Below are 17,589 nucleotides of genomic sequence, written 5' to 3'. Positions count from 1 at the left end.
GCGCAGGGTGGCGGCGCGGGCGCTCAGCGCGCCTCGGGGCGCCGGCGCTCGGGCAGGTGCAGGCGGGCGAGGATGCGGTCGACGTCGGCGGGAGGGGCTCCGCCGCCGAAGCGCGAGACGAGCACGGTGACGAGCACGGCGAGCGGGATGGTCCACGCCGCCGGCGTGGCCAGCGCCGACTGCAACCACGGCGCCCAGTCCGCGGCGAGCGGGGCGGCCTCCGCCAGCGCATCGCCGATGCCCGCGTCACCCGAGCCGCCAAACCCCGGCATGCGCAGCACTCCGAGCCCCACCGCCAGGCCGCACGACACGGCTCCGGTCAGCATGCCGGCGAGCGCACCGCGCGCGGTGAGCCCGCGCCACCACACCCCGAGCACCAGCAGCGGGCTCAGCGTTGAGGCGGTGAAGGCGAACACGAGCCCCACGCTGCCGGCGAGCCCGGCCGGCTCGATCAGCAGCACCACGAGGAGCGGCACGAGCGTCGAGGCGAGCGCCGCCACGCGGAACCCGCGCACCGTGCCGCCCGCGACCTCCTGGCTGATGACCCCGGCGAGCGACACGACGAGCCCGGAGGAGGTCGACAGGAACGCGCCGAAGGCGCCGGCGACGATGAGCGCGCCCAGCAGGTCACCGGCGAGCCCGTCGACGAGGCGCCCGGGCAGCACGAGCGCGACCGAGTCGGCGGAGCCCGCCGTCGCGAGGTCGGGGGCGAAGGCGCGCCCGAGCATCCCGATGGTGGTGGGGAAGACGTAGAACGCGACCAGCAGGATGACCGTGATGAGGGTGGTGCGGCGCGCGGCGGCGCCGTCGGGGTTCGTCGTGAAGCGCACGAGCACGTGGGGCAGGCCGAGGGTGCCGAGCAGGAGGGCGAGCGCGAGCGACGCGGTCGCGTACGGGTCGACGGCGGCGGGGCCGAGCGCCGCCGGGAAGGCCGTCGCGGCCGCCGCCCCGAGGTCGCGACCGCCGACCACGACGAGCATGACGACAGCCGGCACGGCCACCGCCGTCAGCTTCAGCCAGAACTGGAACGCCTGCACGAAGGTGATCGACCGCATGCCACCGGCGGCGACGATCACGCCGACGATGACGGCGACCGCGACCGACCCCGCCCACGGCGGCAGGCCCGTCGCGATCGACACGGTGAGCGCGGCGCCCTGCAGCTGCGGGACGATGTAGAACCAGCCGATCACGATGACGAGCACGCTCGTCGCCCGGCGCACCGACCGCGACCGCAGCCGCGCGCCCGTGAAGTCGGGCACCGTGTACGCGCCCGAGCGGCGCAGCGGGGCGGCGACGAACAGCAGCAACATGAGGTAGCCCGCCGCGTATCCGATCGGGAACCACAGCCCCGCGGCGCCCTGCAGCAGGATCAGCCCGGCCACTCCCAAGACGCTCGCCGCCGAGAGGTATTCGCCGCCGATCGCCGACGCGTTCAGCCACGGCGGCACCGTGCGCGAGGCGACGTAGAAGTCGCTCGTCGTGCGCGACAGCCGCACCGCGAGCGCGCCGACGAGTACGGTCAGCAGGGTCACGATGACGATGGCCGAGTAGCCGAACGCGGCGGGGGTAGCGCCGCTCGCGGGCGCGGCGGCGACGCTCACCGCCCCCAGGATGCTCGCGGTCGCGCCGGTCACGGATCCTCCCCGTCGCGCTCGGCCAGCGCCCGATACTGGTCTTCGGCGCGGTTCGCCGCGGTCACGGCGAGGGCGGCGATCGCGACGAGCGGTGGGTAGGCGCCGAACGCCAGGACGAGCCAGCCGACGGGGACGCCCGCGACCGTCGGGGCGTCGGCCGCGCTGAGCGCGGGGAGTGCCGCGACGGCGGCGACCGCGGCCAGCGCACCGGCGAATCCGAGGGCGCACAGGATCGCCAGCCGCAGCTGGCTGCGGATCAGCGTCGACACGAGCACCCGTTCGGCGCTGGCCGGAGCCGGGCCCGTCTCGTCAGCGGTCACGGCGTACAGCGGTTCGCCGGGTCGCGGAGCGGTGACGCGCACGCGCGGTGGGCGGGCGCTCACGAGCGCCGCACCCTCAGCTCGTCGAGCCGGTCGCGCAGCCCCGGCAGCAGTCGCCGGCTAACCGGCAGCGCGGTCGCCCCCACCGTCACGGTCGGCCCCGAGCCGGCGAGCTGCAGCCGCGTCACGTGCGCGAGCGCGACGAGGTACGAGCGGTGCACGCGCACGAAGCCGGCGCCCGCCCAGCGCTGCTCCAGGTCGCCGAGCGGAACCCGCACGAGAAACCCTCCGTCGGCCGTGTGCAGCCGCACGTAGTCGCCCTGCGCCTCCGCGTACTGGATCGCGTCGCGCCGCACCATCCGCGTCGTCGACCCGAGCGTCACCGCGATCAGGTCGTCGGCGGGATGCTCGGGGCCGGCCCCGAGAACGGCTGTCGGCGCCGTCGGGGGCGCGCCCCGAGCATCCGCGACGGCGTCGACGAGGCGGCCGACCGCGCGAGCGAGGCGCTCCGCGCGCACCGGCTTCAGCACGTAGTCGACCGCCTCGAGGTCGAAGGCGTCGACGGCGCTCTCGTCGTCGGCGGTCACGAACACGACGGGCGGTCGGCGCTCGAAGCGGGTGAGGGCGCGGGCCAGGTCGAGGCCCGACAGCCCCGGCATGTGGATGTCGAGCAGCGCCGCGTCGATCGCCGGGTCGTCGCTGAGGATGCGCAGGGCCTCCGAGCCGGTGGAGGCGGGAACGAGCTCGCCGACGCGGGGGTCGGCGCCGAGCAGCGCGAGTAGCTCGTCGAGGGCGGGCCGCTCGTCGTCGGCGACGAGTAGGCGCAGGGATTGCGTCATCGCCGCACCGCCTGCGGGTCGTTCTCGGGCTGCGAGCGCGGCACCCGCATCAGCACCTCGGTGCCGGCGCCGACCTGCGTCTCGACGACGAGCCCGCAGTCGTCGCCGTACACCTGGCGCAGGCGCGCGTCGACGTTGCGGAGGCCCACGTGGTCGACCGTGGGCCGGCCTGCGAGCGCGGCCCGCAGCGCCTCCGGGTCGGTGCCCGCCCCGTCGTCGTCGATGCGAATCTCGGTGAAGGCGCCCGCCGCGTCGGCCGTGACCGTGATGGTGCCGCCGCGCTCGAGCGGCTCGAGCCCGTGCCGCACGGCGTTCTCGACGAGCGGCTGCAGGCTCAAAAACGGGATCACCGTCGGCAGCACCTCCGGCGCGATGCGCAGCGTGACCGCCAGGCGCTCGCCGAAGCGCGCCCGCTCGAGCTGCAGGTACGAGTCGATCGACCGCAGCTCGTCGGCGAGCGTCGTGAAGTCGCCGGCCCGGCGGAACGAGTACCGGGTGAAGTCGGCGAACTCGAGCACCAGCTCGCGGGCGCGCGCCGGGTCGGTCGAGATCGTCGAGGCGATCGCTGTCAGAGCGTTGTAGATGAAGTGTGGGCTGATCTGCGCGCGCAACGCCTTCACTTCGGCCTCGGCGAGGGCAGCGCGGCTGGCATCCAATTCGGCGAGCTCAAGTTGTGCGGCGACCCAGCCGGCGGCCTCCTCGGCCGCCCGCACGAGCGTCGGACGCACCGGCGGGGCGGCGAACGCCACGAGCGACCCGGCGACCGGGCCGGCCGCCTCGCGACCGGGGAGGCGGATGGGGGCGGCCACGGCATCCCGCCCCTCGGAGAGTGCGTCGGCCGACAGCACCTGGGTATCGCCCGCCTCGGCGGCGGCGCGGGCCAGCCGCTCGGCCGTCGCGGTGAGCGCGGCCGGCCCGTCGAGGGCGACCACGCCGTGCGGATCGGCCAGCGCGACCGCCTCGGCGTCGAGCAGCTGTCGCAGCGCCTTCGCTGCCCGCGCCGCGTCGGCGCCGGCGAGCCCCGAGCGCAGATGCCCGGCCACACGCGAGGCGAGGTTGAGCGTCTCGTAGGTGGCCCGCTCAGCCGGCGTCGCGAGCGCCCGCCCCCCGCGCACCGCCCGCCAGCCGACCGCGAGCAGCACGATGCCGAGGGCCCCGAGCAGCACGCCGCCGACGAAGGCGATCAGCACTGACGGGCTCATGGAACACGACCATAGGCGACGACGAGCGGTCATGGGCGCCGTTCGTCGCACTATTGCCACCGTTCGTCGATTCGGGATGCGCGCCCTCTTCACCGTCGCCGCATCCGCCCCGCAGAGTGTCCGATTACCAGACGGTGACAACGAGGTTGCCGTCGCTGCAGTTGGGAGACGTGAGTGTCCATCCAGGCTCCGGTCGACGAGACCGCCCACGATGTCGGCCACGCCGATGTCGAACCCGACATGGAGGCTCTGCGCGCCGTACAGCGCTCGCCTCGCTTTCACGCGCTGAAGCGCCGCCACCGTCTGTTCGTGTTGCCCGCCACGGGCCTGTGCCTCGCGTGGTATCTCGCCTACGTGCTCACCGCGGGCTACGCGCCCGAGGTGTTCGCCATTCCCGTCAGCGGCTCGCTGAACCTCGGCATGGTCTGGGGCCTCGCGCAGGTCGCCACCACCTTCGCCGTCACCATGCTCTACGTCTGGTACGCGAACAAGCACCTCGACCCCGCCGCTGCCGAGATCCGCGCCGAGCTTGAGCCGGTGCTGGCCGCGGGCGGCGCCGCGGAGGTGGCTCGATGAGCGCCGCGATCCTCGTTCAGGCGAGCGCAGCATCCGCCTCGCCCGGAGACCCGCTGCTGAACATCGCCATCTTCGGCGCCTTCGTCGCCGTCACGATGGTGATCGTCTTCCGGGCGAGCAAGAACAACGCCACCGCCAGCGACTACTACGCCGCCGGCCGCTCGTTCACCGGCGGGCAGAACGGCTCGGCGATCGCCGGCGACTACCTGTCGGCCGCGTCCTTCCTCGGCATCGTCGGCGCGATCGCGATCACCGGCTACGACGGTTTTCTGTACTCGATCGGGTTCCTCGTGGCGTGGGTCGTCGCCCTGCTCGTCGTCGCCGAGCTGCTGCGCAACACCGGCAAGTTCACGATGGGCGACGTGCTCGCCTTCCGCCTGCGGCAGCGCCCCGTGCGCATCGCCGCCGCCATCTCGACCCTCGTCGTCAGCTTCTTCTACCTGCTGGCCCAGATGGCCGGGGCCGGCGGGCTCGTCTCGCTGCTGCTCGGCATCGAAGAGCGGGTTGGGCAGTCGGTCGTTATCGCCGTCGTCGGCGCGCTGATGATCCTCTACGTGCTCGTCGGTGGCATGAAGGGCACCACCTGGGTGCAGATCATCAAGGCCGTCATGCTGATCGCCGGTGCAGGGCTCATGACCGTGTGGGTGCTCGCGCTCAACGGCTTCAGCTTCACCGGGCTGCTCGACGCGGCCGTCGCGGCCACGAACAACCCGGCGATCCTCGAGCCGGGGCTGAAGTACGGGCTCAACGACATCACCCGACTCGACTTCCTGTCGCTCGGGCTGGCCCTCGTGCTCGGAACCGCCGCGCTGCCGCACGTGCTCATGCGCTTCTACACGGTGCCGACCGCGAAGGAGGCGCGCAAGAGCGTCGTGTGGGCGATCTGGCTGATCGGCATCTTCTACGTCTTCACGCTGGTGCTCGGCTACGGAGCCGCCGCCCTCATCGGGCCCGAGCGGATCCTCGCCGCACCCGGCGGCGTCAACTCGGCCGCACCGCTCTTGGCGTTCGAGCTCGGCGGGCCCATCCTGCTCGGCGTGATCGCGGCGGTCGCTTTCGCCACGATCCTTGCCGTCGTCGCCGGCCTCACGATCACCGCCGCCGCGTCGTTCTCGCACGACGTGTACGCCTCCGTCATTAAGAAGGGGAAGGCGTCGCCGCGCCAGGAGGTGAAGGTGGCCCGCATCACCGTCGTCGTCATCGGCCTCGTCGCCATCATCGGCGGCATCGGAGCCAACGGGCAGAACGTGGCGTTCCTCGTCGCGCTCGCCTTCGCGGTGGCCGCCTCGGCCAACCTGCCGACGATCGTCTACTCGCTGTTCTGGAAGGGCTTCACCACCCGCGGCGCCCTGTGGAGCATGTACGGCGGCCTCACCAGCGCGCTCGTGCTCATCGTGTTCTCGCCCGTCGTGTCCGGCAGCGAGACGTCGATGATCCCCGGCGCCGACTTCGCGATCTTCCCGCTGTCGAACCCGGGTGTGGTCTCGATTCCGCTGGCGTTCCTGCTCGGCTGGATCGCGAGCATCCTGGAGCGTCGCGTCGAGAGCGCAGACAAGCAGACCGAGATGGAGGTGCGCTCGCTGACCGGAGTGGGCGCCGAGAAGGCGACGGCGCACTAGCGGCGCCGCACACACTTCCGGGGTGGGCGGGCATGCCTGGGCCTGCCCTCCCCGGAAAACAGTTCGGGCCCCGCGCGGTGGTAGCGGGGCCCGATTCTTGTGCTCGGGGGTGCCGTGCGCCGGCCGGGATGCACGGGGCGCGCTGGCGGGGATGCACGGGGCACTTCACAGAGGAACGCCCGCGGGCGCGCGCCCTACGACGGCACGCGGCGGTGGAACACCTCGATGACGACGTTGCCGACGATCGACGCGCCGACGGCGACGGCGATGAGGCGAGCATCCGGCATCTCGAACTGCAGGAACTCGACGAACCACGGCACGAAGAGAACGACGGCGAGGCCGGCGTACGAGCCCGCGATGATGAGCGACGTGAGCCACGTGAAGGGGCGGGCGAGCGTCACGAGCACCCACAGCGCGGTGAGCGTGAGCGTGATGGTCGCCGCCGTCTGAATCTGCGCCAGCGAGTAGTCGCCCGCGAACCGCGCCCAGGCGACGACCGAGATCAGCACGACGCCGACGGTGAGGCCCTTCGGCACGCAGAACCTCGCCGCCCTGGTGAGGAATCCCGGCCGGTACACGCGGGTGTTGGTCAGCAGGGCGAACACGATCGCGGGCAGGCCGATCGTCAGCCCGTCGGTGATTGAGAACTGGCGGGGCAGCAGCGGGAACTCCCACAGCAGCACGCCGAACACGATCGCGAACATGACCGCGTACGTCGTCTTCGACAGGAACAGCTTCGCCAGCCGCTCGACGTTCGCGATCACCTGGCGACCCTCCGCCAAGATTTTCGGCAGGCGCGAGAACTGCCCGTCGAGCAGCACGAGGCGGGCCACGGCGCGGGTCGCCGGCGCACCGGAGCCCATCGCGATGCCCATGTCGGCGTACTTGAGCGCGAGGGCGTCGTTGACGCCGTCCCCCGTCATGGCGACGGTGCGCCCGAGACGCTGCAACGACAGCACCATCTGCTTCTTCTGCTCGGGAACCACCCGCCCGAACACGCGGGTGTCGGCCATGATGGCGTCGAGCGCCTCCGGGTCGTCGGGAAGTTTGCGCGCATCCATCGCTTCGCCGTCGAACGCGACGCCCGCCTCCCGCGCGACGGCGGCGACGGTTCGTGGGTCGTCGCCCGAGATGACGCAGAGGTCGACGCCCTGCTCGGCGAAGAAGCGCAGGGTGTCGGGGGCATCGGCGCGCACCTTCTCGCGGAACGACACGATCGCGACCGGCGTGAGCCCGGCCGGCAGCTCCGGCTGAACGCCGTCCTCGACGGGGGCGAGGGGATGCTCGGTGCGCGCCAGGATCAGCACCCGCCGCCCCGCTTCGGCGAGCGCCGACGTGCGCCCGAGCGTCTCGGCGCTGAGCGGCTCGCGCACCGAGTCGGCGAGCACGATGTCGGGGGCACCGACCACCCACGTGCCGGCGGCGCGCGGGTCGTCGAGCTGCAGGGCGCTCCACTTGCGCTGCGACGAGAAGTCGATCGTCGCGACGGGGGCGGGGGCGTTGTCGCCGGGATACGGCTCGCGCAGCGCGGCGGCCGTGGCGTTGGCCTGCGGGTCGGCGCCGACCGCGGCGAGCACGAGGCGCCAGTCGGAACCCGTGGTGGCGAGCGCGGGGTCGTCGGCGGCGAGCGCGCGGCCCACCGGTTCGACGGCGTCGAGCACGAGCTGCCCCTCGGTGAGGGTGCCGGTCTTGTCGAGGCAGAGGATGTCGACGCGGGCGAGCCCTTCGACCGCCGCGAGCTCCTGCACGAGCACCTGCTTCTGCGACAGCTTCACGGCGCCGACGGCGAGTGAGACGCTCGTCATGAAGACGAGGCCCTGCGGGATCATGGCGATCAGTCCGGCGATCGCTCCGACGCTGGCCTCGCGCCACGCGCCGGTCTCGATCGCAACGGCCCACCCGCCGAGCGCCTGCATCTGCCCGTTGATGGCGATGAGGCCGACCGGGATGAGCAGCCAGCTGATCCATCTGATGACGCGGGCGAGCGCCTGCCGCAGCTCAGAGTTGACGAGGCTGAACTGCTTCGCCTCGGCCGTGATCTTCGCCGCGTACGACTCGGCGCCCACGCGGATCACCCGGGCGAGCCCTCGCCCGCCGACGATGGTCGAGCCGCTCAGCAGTTCGCGGTCGACGGGGGCGTTGATCGCGTCGGCCTCGCCGGTGAGCAGCGACTCGTCGACCTCAAGCCCGTGCGCCTCGATGACGACGGCGTCGGCGGCGACCTGGTCGCCCGCGCCGAGCACGAGCACGTCGTCCATGACGATGCGGGCGAGCGGGATGCTCGTGGGCGCCCCATCGCGCAGCACCGTCGCGTTCGGCGCGTTCAGCACCGCGAGCCGGCTCAGCGTGAGCTTCGCGCGAAACTCCTGGCCGACCCCGATCAGCACGTTGGCGATGACGAAGACGCCGAACAGGGCATCCTGCCAGTAGCCGAGCACGAGCAAGAGGATGAAGCAACCCCCGACCACCCCGTTGAACAGCGTGAAGAGGTTCGCCTGCATGATGCGCCAGAACGACCGGCCCGTGCTCGACGGCATCGCGTTGCCGAGCCCTCGCGCAAACCGCTCGCGCGCTTCGGCCTCGGTCAATCCGTGCAATTTACGCCCCGACGACCGCGCCGAAGCGCTCGGGTAGCGTCTGCCGGTGCGCGGCGGCGAGCTCGGCGTGCGACAGCGTGAAGCGGTCTTGCACATCCAGCCCGTCGATCTCGCCGTCGGTCACGCCGATGCGGGTCACCGGCACGAGCCGCCCTTCGCAGAGCCCGCGGAACTTGACGTCGTCTTCCCGCGCTACGGAGACGAGCATCCGGGCGCCCGATTCGGCGAAGAGGGCCGCGGTCGCGTCGATTCCGTCGCGCTCCATGAGCTCGGTGAGCCAGACGCGGGCGCCGACACCGAAGCGCAGCACGCCCTCGGCGAGCGCGGTGATGAGGCCGCCGTCGCTGAGGTCGTGGGCGCTCGTGACGAGCCCCTCCTCGGCGGCGGCCGCCATGAGCCCGGCGAGGTTCTTCTCGGCCGCGAGGTCGACCTGCGGGGGCACACCGCCGAGGTGGTCGTGCACGACGCCGGCCCACGCCGAACCGTCGAGCTCGTCGCGAGTGACGCCGAGCAGGTAAAGGTTCTCGCCCTCGTCCTGCCAACCCGAGGGCAGGCGGCGGTCGACGTGGTCGATGACGCCCATGACGGCGACGACCGGGGTGGGGTGGATCGGCACGTCGCCGGTCTGGTTGTAGAACGACACATTGCCGCCCGTCACCGGGATGCCGAGCTCGAGGCAGCCGTCGGCGAGACCCTCGACGGCGCGGGCGAACTGCCACATCACCTCGGGGTTCTCGGGGCTGCCGAAGTTCAGGCAGTCGCTCACGGCGCGGGGGCTCGCGCCGGTCGCCGCGACGTTGCGGTACGCCTCGGCGAGCGCGAGCTGCGCACCCGCGTACGGGTCGAGCTGGCAGTAGCGGCCGTTCGCGTCGGTGGCGAGCGCGACGCCGAGCCCGCTCTCCTCATCAATGCGGATCATGCCCGCGTCGTCGGGCATCGCGAGCGCCGTGTTGCCCATGACGTAGTAGTCGTACTGGTTGGTGATGAGGCTCACGTCGGCCTGGTTGGGGCCGCCGAGTACCGCGAGCGCCTGGGCGCGCAGTTCAGAATCGTCGGATGCGCGGGGCAGAGCGCGCGCGGAATCCGCGTTGAGAGCATCCAGCCATGCGGGGCGCTGCATCGGCCGGTTGTAGACGGGGCCGTCGACCGCGACGGTGCGAGGGTCGACGTCGACAATCTTCTCGCCGCGCCAGTGGATGACGAGGCGGCCCGTGTCGGTGACCTCGCCGAGGACGCTCGTCTCGACATCCCACTTGGCGGTGACGGCGAGGAACGCGTCGAGCTTGGACGGCTCGACGACGGCCATCATGCGCTCCTGGCTCTCGGACATCAGGATCTCTTCGGCCGTCAGCGACGGGTCGCGCAGCAGCACGGCGTCGAGGTCGATGACCATGCCGCCGTCGCCGTTGCTGGCGAGTTCACTCGTCGCGCACGAGATGCCCGCGGCCCCGAGGTCTTGGATGCCCTCGACGAGGCCCTCGCGGTACAGCTCGAGGCAGCACTCGATGAGCACCTTCTCGGCGAACGGGTCGCCGACCTGCACGGCGGGGCGCTTCGTCGGGCCGCCCTCGCTGAACGTGTCGGAGGCGAGAATCGACGCGCCGCCGATGCCGTCGCCGCCCGTGCGGGCGCCGAACAGCACAACCTTGTTGCCGACGCCGCGGGCGTTCGCCAGGTGCAGGTCTTCGTGGCGCAGCGCCCCGACGGCGAGCGCGTTGACGAGCGGGTTCGCCTGGTAGACGGGATCGAACCAGGTCTCGCCGCCGATGTTCGGCAGCCCCAAGCAGTTGCCGTAGAAGCTGATGCCGGAGACGACGCCGGGCAGCACGCGGGCCGTGTCGGGGTGGTCGATGGCGCCGAAGCGGAGGGCGTCCATGACGGCGACGGGGCGGGCACCCATCGAGATGATGTCGCGCACGATGCCGCCGACACCGGTCGCTGCCCCCTGGAACGGCTCGATGTAGCTCGGGTGGTTGTGGCTCTCGATCTTGAAGGTGACCGCCCAGCCCTCGCCGATGTCGACGACGCCCGCGTTCTCGCCCATACCGACCATGAGGTGCTCGCGCATCTCGTCGCTGACCTTCTGCCCGAACTGGCGCAGGTGCACCTTCGACGACTTGTACGAGCAGTGCTCGCTCCACATCACCGAGTACATGGCGAGCTCGCCGCTCGTCGGCCGGCGGCCCAGGATCTCGCGGATCTGCTGGTACTCGTCCGGCTTCAGGCCCAGCGCGTCGTACGGCTGGTGCTTGTCGGGCGTCGCGATCGCGTTGTCGACCGTGTCGGGCTGGGGGATGGCGGGCGCGACGTTCTCGCTCACGGGCAGGGCGCTCCTAGCAGGCGGCGGGCGGATGCTCCGATCCTATCGGCGGGGGAGCATCCGGCCCGACCGCTCGCTATCCCTGCGATCGGATGCGCGGGGCGCGGTTCGCGAATACTGCGAACGCGCCCAGCGTCATCAGCAGTAGAGCGAGCATCCCGATTGGCATTGGGTCGTTGGCGCCCGTGGAGGCGAGCGCCGGAACGACCTCGATGGTGACCGACTCACTGATGTCGCCGACGGTCACGGTGAGGACGTGCGGGCTCGCCGTCGGGAAGGTAACGCGCAGGCCATCGATGACATCGGTGGCTACCGAGCTGGTCACCGTGATGTCTCCCGGCAGGATGGTGAGCTCATTGCCGAACGCGTCGCGGCCGCTCACCTCCAGCAGCACGGATCCGCCCTGCGGCACGGTGCTGGCCGACGGCGTGACCTCGAGAGTCGAGAGCGCCGCCGGTGCGACGAGGATCGTCGCGGTGTCGGTCGCGACGAAGGCCGCGCCTTCGATGAGGTAGTCAACGCTCGCGGTGACCGTCTTCTCGCCCTGCTCGGTGAACGAGAGCTCGCCATTGGCAGCGCCGGGCGTTTGGCCCTCGTCGCTGAAGCTCGCGCGGTCGGTCAGGTCGATCGTCGGTGCGTTCGACAGCGGCCACGGGCCCGTCACGCCGATCGTCGACGTCTCGCCTGCGGCGACGGTGCCGGGCGTCGGTGTAGCGGTGATCTCGGCGGCGACCATTGTGGGCCAAAAGGTTCCGGTCTGCGATGGGGCAACGCTCGCGAGCGGTGTCGTCTCGGTCACGAAGGGTCCCGATCCGTCCTCCGTCAGCGTCCATCCCACGTTGACGAGCGGGACGGTCTCGCCGTCCGGCACGAACGACGCGTCAGGGAACCCGCGGCAACCCTCCTGCATCGTCGGTGCGTAGACGGCGTTGCCGACGGTGAAGCCGGCGGGGTAGCGGTAGGGGAGGTAGAAGGCGTTGCCCGTTACAGTGAGGCCGTCTGTTGGGTCGAGCGGGTCAGTCGCTTCGTCGTCAATGGGGGCGCAGATCGAGCCCTGATTGTTGACCAGCCCCTCGCCGAGCAGCCGCGCCGACCCGTCGATGCGGCCCTCGTTGGTGAGCGACCACTCGGAGGGAATCTCGATGGTGCCCGGGAAGCTGCCCTCGAGGCTGCCGAGCACGACACTCGTCGACCGGAGGGTGAGCGGCAGGTTCGCGCCGACGCTGAGTACGGCATCGGCCGAAACGCTGAAATCACCTTCGATGAGCGCGGTCAAGAGCGTGGGTGTGCCGTCGGTGATCGTGGTCGTGGTGCCCGCGGTCGATCCGGAGAAGCCGGCGCCGATGCCGCGCAACTCGTCGCTGCCGTTGCCGGTGTGCAGGGCGTTGACCGTCGCGGTGCCGCCGATCGAGGTCGTTCCGCCCGCGCCGCCGCGGCCGCCGCCGATGGACGCGCCGAACCCGTCGCCGAGGGTATTCACGATGGCATCACCCGTGATCGTGGTGGAACCCCCGTTTCCCGAGACGCCTCCGCCGATGCCGGCCGCGTCGCCGACACCGGTCGCCGACACCGTGCCGCCGTCGATCGTCAGAACCGCGCCGTTGCCGGCGTCGATGCCGAAGCCGGTGTCGTATCCGCCGCCTCCGCCGATGCCCGCGGCGCCCTGGCCGCCCGTGGCGTTCACGGTGCTGTTGGTGAGGGTGATGATGCCGCCATCGCCGCCTGCACCACCGCCGAGGCCGGCGCCGCCATCATCGGCGGTGCCGGCGCCACCCTGCGCGTCGACCCGGCTGTTCACGATGGTGAGCGTGCTCAGGGTTCCCTGGAAGCCGCCGCCGATACCGGCGGCACCCTCGCCGCCGGTCGCGGTCACGACACTGTTCTCAATGGTCAGGGCCCCCGGTGTCGCGCTGTCGCCGAGCGTGCAGTTGTCGATCGCATCGGAGTAGCCGCCGATTCCCGCGTCGCAGTCCGACCCCGTCGCGGTCACGAACGCGGCATCGATCCTGAGTGACGCCGCCGGGTCGACACCGATGCCCGGGAACGCGCCATTGCTGCCTGATGCATCGGCGGTGAGGGTGCCGTTCGTAATGCGCAGCTGCCCGGCGGCGGCGATGATGCTCGGCACCTCGAGGGTGCCGCCGTTGAGGTCGAGGGTCAGGGGCCCGTCGACGATGAGGCGCTGGGTACCCGTGATGCTGACGCCGGCGGCGAGCCGGATGGTGTCGGCGCCGTCGAGGAGGTTCGCCTCAACGAGTCTCGCCTGGAGTTCGCCGAAGTCCGCGATGCCCGTGAAGGTCGTGGCGCTGACCGGAGCACTGACGAGCACGCCAGCGATGAGTGCGGTGCTCGTGCCGAGGGCTCCCAGTGTGAATGGCCTAGCGGGCGTTCGGGTGTGGGCGGGCATGGCGAGACCTCCGGGTGACGGGTTGAACACGCGTCGAACTGGTTCGCCGCGAGCGCATTGTCCCCACGATAAGCGTGCGTAGAGCTGGACCGCGACCCGTCTGTTGACCCCCTTTCGGGGGCCTGACGGCCCGGCGCAGCGGCGTCATCACGCCGTAACGTCTCGCGCGTACGCTGGCGGCATGAAGGCGTCGACCCTGTGGATCTTTGCGATCATCGCCGTGCTGGTCTTTGCCGGTGCGTTCCTCCTGGGTGGCGCGATTAACCGGTAGCCGCGGTCAGCGGCTCGTCGCCGGCTGAGGCCGCGCCTCGGGCGTCGGCGCCGGGCGGAACTGCCCCGTCGCGGCGAGCACCGTGACCAGCACGATCGGGACCAGCCAGCCGCTCCAGCCGAGGATTGTTGCCTGCGTCGTGTCGATCACCGAGCCGGCGGCGACGAACACGATCGAGAAGCCGGCTGCCGCGTTGAACGCGCCGTGGGCGAGCGCCGGTGCCCAAACGCTTCCTGAACGGATGCGCAGCCAACTGAACACGGCGCCCACCACAACACACATGCCGCACATCATCACGAGACCGAGCCAGCCCGGCGCTGTCGGGTAGTTGTAGCCGAGCAGCACGAGTGGTGCGTGCCAGAGCCCCCAGATCAGGCCTGACAGCAGAATCGCGGGGGCAACGCCGAGCGGCAGCAGCTTCGGCAGCAGCCAGCCACGCCACCCGAGCTCTTCTCCGAGGGCGGGAATCAGGTTGATGAACGCGCCGATCAGCACGTTCACGAACTGCAGGGCGACGAGCACGCCGATCGGGATGGGCAGCGCGGGCGCTCCCGTGGCGGCCAGTTGCGCATCGGTGATCTCTTGGAAGCCGCTGAAGTTCACGAAGTCGGCCGGGTACACGCCGAAGAGTGCGCCGATCGGCAGCGCGGCCAGGATCAGCACCACCGGCACGGCGAGCGCGAGCGCCAGGTAGCCAATAAAGCGCCCGGGGCGCCCGATCGGCCACAGGCCCAGAGCGGCGGCTTTCCGTGCGGGCTTGTCGACGAGGAACACGACGATGAGCGCGGCGATCGCCGGAGTCGCCATCATCGCGAGCGCCACCAGCCCGAACAAGGGGCTAGCGAGCCCGTCGCCGAACCACAGCGGCAGTGCGATGAGCCAACTCAGTCCGAACGCGATGGCAAGAAAGATGAGGATCGAGCGCATCCGTCCACCCTGCCAGGGTCGCCGCGATCGGGGCATCCGTCGCGCGGCGGATTGTGGATGAGCCGTCAGTCGGCCTTCGGAATCGGCGGCCCGATCATCAGCAGCACGACATACAGCACCACGACACCGACAACGATGAGGGTGCCGAGCAGGTACGGGTGCCGCAGCATCCACCGCACGAGGCGGTCGAACCACACGCGATCGCGCGGGTCGTCCGTCTCCTCGCGCCGCCAGTCGCCCTCGAGGCGGCCCGTGCGGTGCGCCCAGATGTCGAAGGGGATCGTCGCGTACGGGACGATCGCGGTGACGACCGCGAGCATCCCGATTCTGACTCCCCAGCGCTGGTTCACTGCGGTCAAGACGGCGGTCGCCGCGTAGGCGAGGAACACGAAACCGTGGATGCTGCCGCCGATCGTCACGAAGATCGCGCCGTCCTCACGGCCGATCACCGCGCGAATGATGAGGCCGCCGATGAGCAGCGTCCAGGTGATCGCTTCGGCGATCGCGAGCACGCGATACAGCCTCTTCGGGGTCACACGGGATGCGCGGGTCGAGTCGGCGGGGGAGGCGGCCGCGGCGGGCGCCGGGTAGGCGTCGGTGGTCACGACCGCTAGTTCAGCACGCTCTGCTTGAGCACCGATGTGAAGAACGTCAGGCCGTCGGTGCCGGAGCGCATCGCGAGCTGCGTGTCGGGGCCGAAGCCCGCCTCGACCGCGTGCTCGGGGTGCGGCATCAGGCCCACCACGTTGCCGCGCTCATTGCGCAAGCCGGCGATGTCGCGCAGCGAGCCGTTCGGGTTCACGTCGAGGTAGCGGAACGCGACAAGCCCCTCGCCCTCGAGCCGGTCGAGCGTCGCCTCGTCGGCGATGTATCCGCCCTCGCCGTTCTTCAGCGGGATCACGATTTCTTGGCCCTCGGTGAAGCCGTTCGTCCAGGCGCTGGCGGTCGACTCGACGCGCAGGCGCTGGTCGCGGCGAATGAAGTCACCGTGGTCGTTGCGAATGAGGCCGCCCGGTAGCAGGTGCGCCTCGACGAGGATCTGGAAGCCGTTGCAGATGCCGAGCACGGGCATCCCGCCGTTCGCCGCGTCGATGACCTCGGCCATGATCGGCGAGCGGGCCGCGATCGCTCCGGCGCGCAGGTAGTCGCCGTAGCTGAAGCCGCCGGGCAAGACGATCGCGTCGACGCCCTTCAGGTCGTGCTCACCGTGCCACAGCGCAACCGGCTCGGCCCCGGCGAGACGCACGGCGCGCATCGCATCGCGGTCATCGAGCGACCCGGGAAAGGTGACGACTCCGACGCGCATGGTCACGCGCCCGCGCCGGCAGCCGCCTGCGCGGCCACGTGCACGCTCACGACGTCTTCGATGACGCCGTTCGAGAGCAGGTCGGCGGCCAGCTGCCGGGCCGTGTCGAGGAGGGCGTCGTCAACCTCGCCATCCACGTGCAGTTCGAAGCGCTTGCCGAGACGCACATCGGTGATGCGGTTCTCGCCCAGGCGGTGAATCGCCCCGGCGACGGCCTTGCCGGCCGGGTCGAGCAGTTCGGCCTTCGGCATGACCTCGACGACGATGGTGGGCACGGCGGCTCCTCGGATGCGCGGCAGCGGGTGGGGTCAGCATTCACTCTACCGGCGCGGCTACGGTGGGCTGACCGACCGACGACCACCGATCAGGAACCCGGAACGGGAGGCCCCACGTGACCGCAGTCGACGACTTCACCTGGCAGAGCTGGACGGGCCTCGGGCTCGCCGTCGCCATCGCCCTCGGCATCGTCATCGTCGTGACGGGGATGCTCGCCCTCGGCGCCCGCATCGCCTCGCGCAAGTGGGCGGGCGCGTACGCGACGTTCGGCCCGCCTCGGCGCCGACTGCGCATCCTGCTCGGACTGATCGGCGTGTGGATCGCAGTCGCGCTCACGCTGCCGGAGCCCGACTGGCGGCCCGCGATCAATCAGACGTTCCGCATCCTCGTGATTCTGGCGGCCGCCTGGTTCATCACCGCCATCGTGCGCCTCATGTTCGACCGGGTGCTGCGGCGCTACGACATCACCGTCGACGACAACCGGGTGGCGCGACGCATGCAGACGCAGCTGCTGCTCGTGCGCCGCATCGTGGTCGTCATCGTCGGGCTGGTCGCGGTGGCGGCCGCGCTGCTGAGCTTCCCGGGCGCGCAGGCCGCGGGCGCGAGCCTGCTGGCGTCGGCGGGCCTCGCCTCAGTGATCGCGGGCCTCGCCGCGCAGTCGACACTGTCGAACGTGTTCGCCGGAATGCAACTGGCGTTCAGTGACGCGATTCGCATCGACGACGTCGTCATCGTCGAGGAGGAGTTCGGTCGCGTCGAAGAGATCACCCTGACCTACGTCGTTGTGAAGCTGTGGGACCAGCGCCGCATGGTGCTGCCGTCGGTCTACTTCACGACGACGCCGTTCCAGAACTGGACGCGGCAGACGAGCGACCTCATCGGCGCCATCATGCTCGACCTCGACTGGCGCCTCGACGTCGATGCGATGCGCGCGAAACTCGACGACATTCTGGCCGGCACCCCGCTGTGGGACGGTCGCGTCGCCAACGTCGCTGTGACCGACGCGACCGGCGGCCGCATCGAGGTGCGCGTGCTGGTCAGCGCGGCCGACGCCCCGACGCTGTGGGACCTTCGCGTGCTCGTGCGCGAGCAGATTGTCGCGTGGGTGCGCAGCGAGGCGCCCGAGGCGCTGCCGGGCCAGCGCGTCATCGGCGGGGGCGGGAGCGACGCAGAGGTGGGCGCCGTGGAGGGCGCCGACGCAGCCGACTCAGCGAGCGACTAGATGATTGATTCCAAGGGTTCAGTGGTCGTACGCTGTCAGTGACCGGAGGATCGGCTGCCCGGTGCGATGGTTG

14 protein-coding genes are annotated in these 17,589 nt (G+C 71.1%); 3 read left to right on the top strand and 11 right to left on the bottom strand.

From position 1 onward, the window contains the following. Nucleotides 1–23 precede the first annotated feature (23 nt). The 4 genes from ACK4SC_RS08255 to ACK4SC_RS08240 are packed head-to-tail and all read right to left on the bottom strand — an operon-like array spanning nucleotide 24 to nucleotide 3,995. Nucleotides 24–1,601, bottom strand: a complete 1,578-nt coding sequence (locus ACK4SC_RS08255; RefSeq protein WP_409617160.1) for a cation acetate symporter — start codon at nucleotides 1,599–1,601, stop codon at nucleotides 24–26. 29 nt (nucleotides 1,602–1,630) lie between these two features. Next, complete coding sequence (locus ACK4SC_RS08250) at nucleotides 1,631–2,017, bottom strand: heavy metal transporter (RefSeq protein ID WP_409616971.1); 387 nt, start codon at nucleotides 2,015–2,017, stop codon at nucleotides 1,631–1,633. After that, nucleotides 2,014–2,793, bottom strand: coding sequence for a LytR/AlgR family response regulator transcription factor (locus ACK4SC_RS08245; protein ID WP_409616970.1), 780 nt, complete (start codon nucleotides 2,791–2,793; stop codon nucleotides 2,014–2,016). The genes ACK4SC_RS08250 and ACK4SC_RS08245 overlap by 4 nt, the downstream gene beginning before the upstream one ends. After that, nucleotides 2,790–3,995, bottom strand: coding sequence for a sensor histidine kinase (locus ACK4SC_RS08240; RefSeq protein ID WP_409616968.1), 1,206 nt, complete (start codon nucleotides 3,993–3,995; stop codon nucleotides 2,790–2,792). The genes ACK4SC_RS08245 and ACK4SC_RS08240 overlap by 4 nt, the downstream gene beginning before the upstream one ends. 174 nt (nucleotides 3,996–4,169) lie before the next feature. Between ACK4SC_RS08240 and ACK4SC_RS08235 the strand changes: the two genes are divergently transcribed. Beyond that, entirely contained in the window at nucleotides 4,170–4,571 is a 402-nt protein-coding gene (locus ACK4SC_RS08235) for a DUF485 domain-containing protein (protein WP_409616967.1), read from the top strand. After that, a complete protein-coding gene (locus tag ACK4SC_RS08230) occupies nucleotides 4,568–6,190 on the top strand; it encodes a cation acetate symporter (RefSeq protein ID WP_409616965.1) in 1,623 nt (540 codons plus the stop codon). Before ACK4SC_RS08235 ends, ACK4SC_RS08230 begins: the two co-directional genes overlap by 4 nt. A gap of 194 nt (nucleotides 6,191–6,384) precedes the next feature. Here the strand turns inward: ACK4SC_RS08230 and ACK4SC_RS08225 are convergent, their stop codons facing one another. The 7 genes from ACK4SC_RS08225 to purS form a co-directional block, all read right to left on the bottom strand. Further along, nucleotides 6,385–8,778: an HAD-IC family P-type ATPase gene (locus ACK4SC_RS08225; protein ID WP_409616963.1), complete on the bottom strand. Its 2,394-nt coding sequence runs from the start codon at nucleotides 8,776–8,778 to the stop codon at nucleotides 6,385–6,387. Between the two features lie 10 nt (nucleotides 8,779–8,788). Further along, entirely contained in the window at nucleotides 8,789–11,107 is a 2,319-nt protein-coding gene (gene purL, locus ACK4SC_RS08220; protein WP_409616962.1) for a phosphoribosylformylglycinamidine synthase subunit PurL, read from the bottom strand. Between the two features lie 76 nt (nucleotides 11,108–11,183). Further along, nucleotides 11,184–13,514 carry a hypothetical protein gene (locus tag ACK4SC_RS08215; protein ID WP_409616960.1) on the bottom strand — a complete coding sequence of 777 codons (2,331 nt, stop codon included), beginning with the start codon at nucleotides 13,512–13,514 and terminating at the stop codon, nucleotides 11,184–11,186. A gap of 277 nt (nucleotides 13,515–13,791) precedes the next feature. Next, on the bottom strand, nucleotides 13,792–14,712 hold the full coding sequence (locus ACK4SC_RS08210; RefSeq protein WP_409616958.1) for a CPBP family intramembrane glutamic endopeptidase: 921 nt from the start codon (nucleotides 14,710–14,712) through the stop codon (nucleotides 13,792–13,794). 65 nt (nucleotides 14,713–14,777) lie between these two features. Then, nucleotides 14,778–15,248: a DUF3817 domain-containing protein gene (locus ACK4SC_RS08205; RefSeq protein ID WP_409617158.1), complete on the bottom strand. Its 471-nt coding sequence runs from the start codon at nucleotides 15,246–15,248 to the stop codon at nucleotides 14,778–14,780. Nucleotides 15,249–15,322: 74 nt separating this feature from the next. Next, on the bottom strand, nucleotides 15,323–16,018 hold the full coding sequence (gene purQ / locus ACK4SC_RS08200) for a phosphoribosylformylglycinamidine synthase subunit PurQ (RefSeq protein WP_409617156.1): 696 nt from the start codon (nucleotides 16,016–16,018) through the stop codon (nucleotides 15,323–15,325). Between the two features lie 2 nt (nucleotides 16,019–16,020). Then, nucleotides 16,021–16,293 carry a phosphoribosylformylglycinamidine synthase subunit PurS gene (gene purS / locus ACK4SC_RS08195; protein ID WP_409616956.1) on the bottom strand — a complete coding sequence of 91 codons (273 nt, stop codon included), beginning with the start codon at nucleotides 16,291–16,293 and terminating at the stop codon, nucleotides 16,021–16,023. A gap of 116 nt (nucleotides 16,294–16,409) precedes the next feature. On the opposite strand from purS, the gene ACK4SC_RS08190 reads away from it, so the two are divergent. Further along, nucleotides 16,410–17,516 (top strand): mechanosensitive ion channel family protein, encoded by a 1,107-nt coding sequence (locus tag ACK4SC_RS08190; RefSeq protein WP_409616954.1) that lies wholly within the window; start codon nucleotides 16,410–16,412, stop codon nucleotides 17,514–17,516. Nucleotides 17,517–17,589 lie beyond the last annotated feature (73 nt).

It is taken from the genome of Microcella sp. (assembly GCF_046293215.1).
Lineage (GTDB): Bacteria > Actinomycetota > Actinomycetes > Actinomycetales > Microbacteriaceae > Microcella.
Note: the sequence above shows the minus strand (reverse complement) of the source record. Positions and strands in the feature narration are given on the sequence as shown.

What these genes read in the sequence shown, in the direction of transcription:
- ACK4SC_RS08215 (WP_409616960.1), bottom strand. Translation starts at nt 13,514, where the DNA reads ATGCCCGCCCACACCCGAACGCCCGCTAGGCCATTCACACTGGGAGCC.
- ACK4SC_RS08230 (WP_409616965.1), top strand. Translation starts at nt 4,568, where the DNA reads ATGAGCGCCGCGATCCTCGTTCAGGCGAGCGCAGCATCCGCCTCGCCC.
- ACK4SC_RS08240 (WP_409616968.1), bottom strand. Translation starts at nt 3,995, where the DNA reads ATGAGCCCGTCAGTGCTGATCGCCTTCGTCGGCGGCGTGCTGCTCGGG.
- ACK4SC_RS08245 (WP_409616970.1), bottom strand. Translation starts at nt 2,793, where the DNA reads ATGACGCAATCCCTGCGCCTACTCGTCGCCGACGACGAGCGGCCCGCC.
- ACK4SC_RS08210 (WP_409616958.1), bottom strand. Translation starts at nt 14,712, where the DNA reads ATGCGCTCGATCCTCATCTTTCTTGCCATCGCGTTCGGACTGAGTTGG.
- purQ (WP_409617156.1), bottom strand. Translation starts at nt 16,018, where the DNA reads ATGCGCGTCGGAGTCGTCACCTTTCCCGGGTCGCTCGATGACCGCGAT.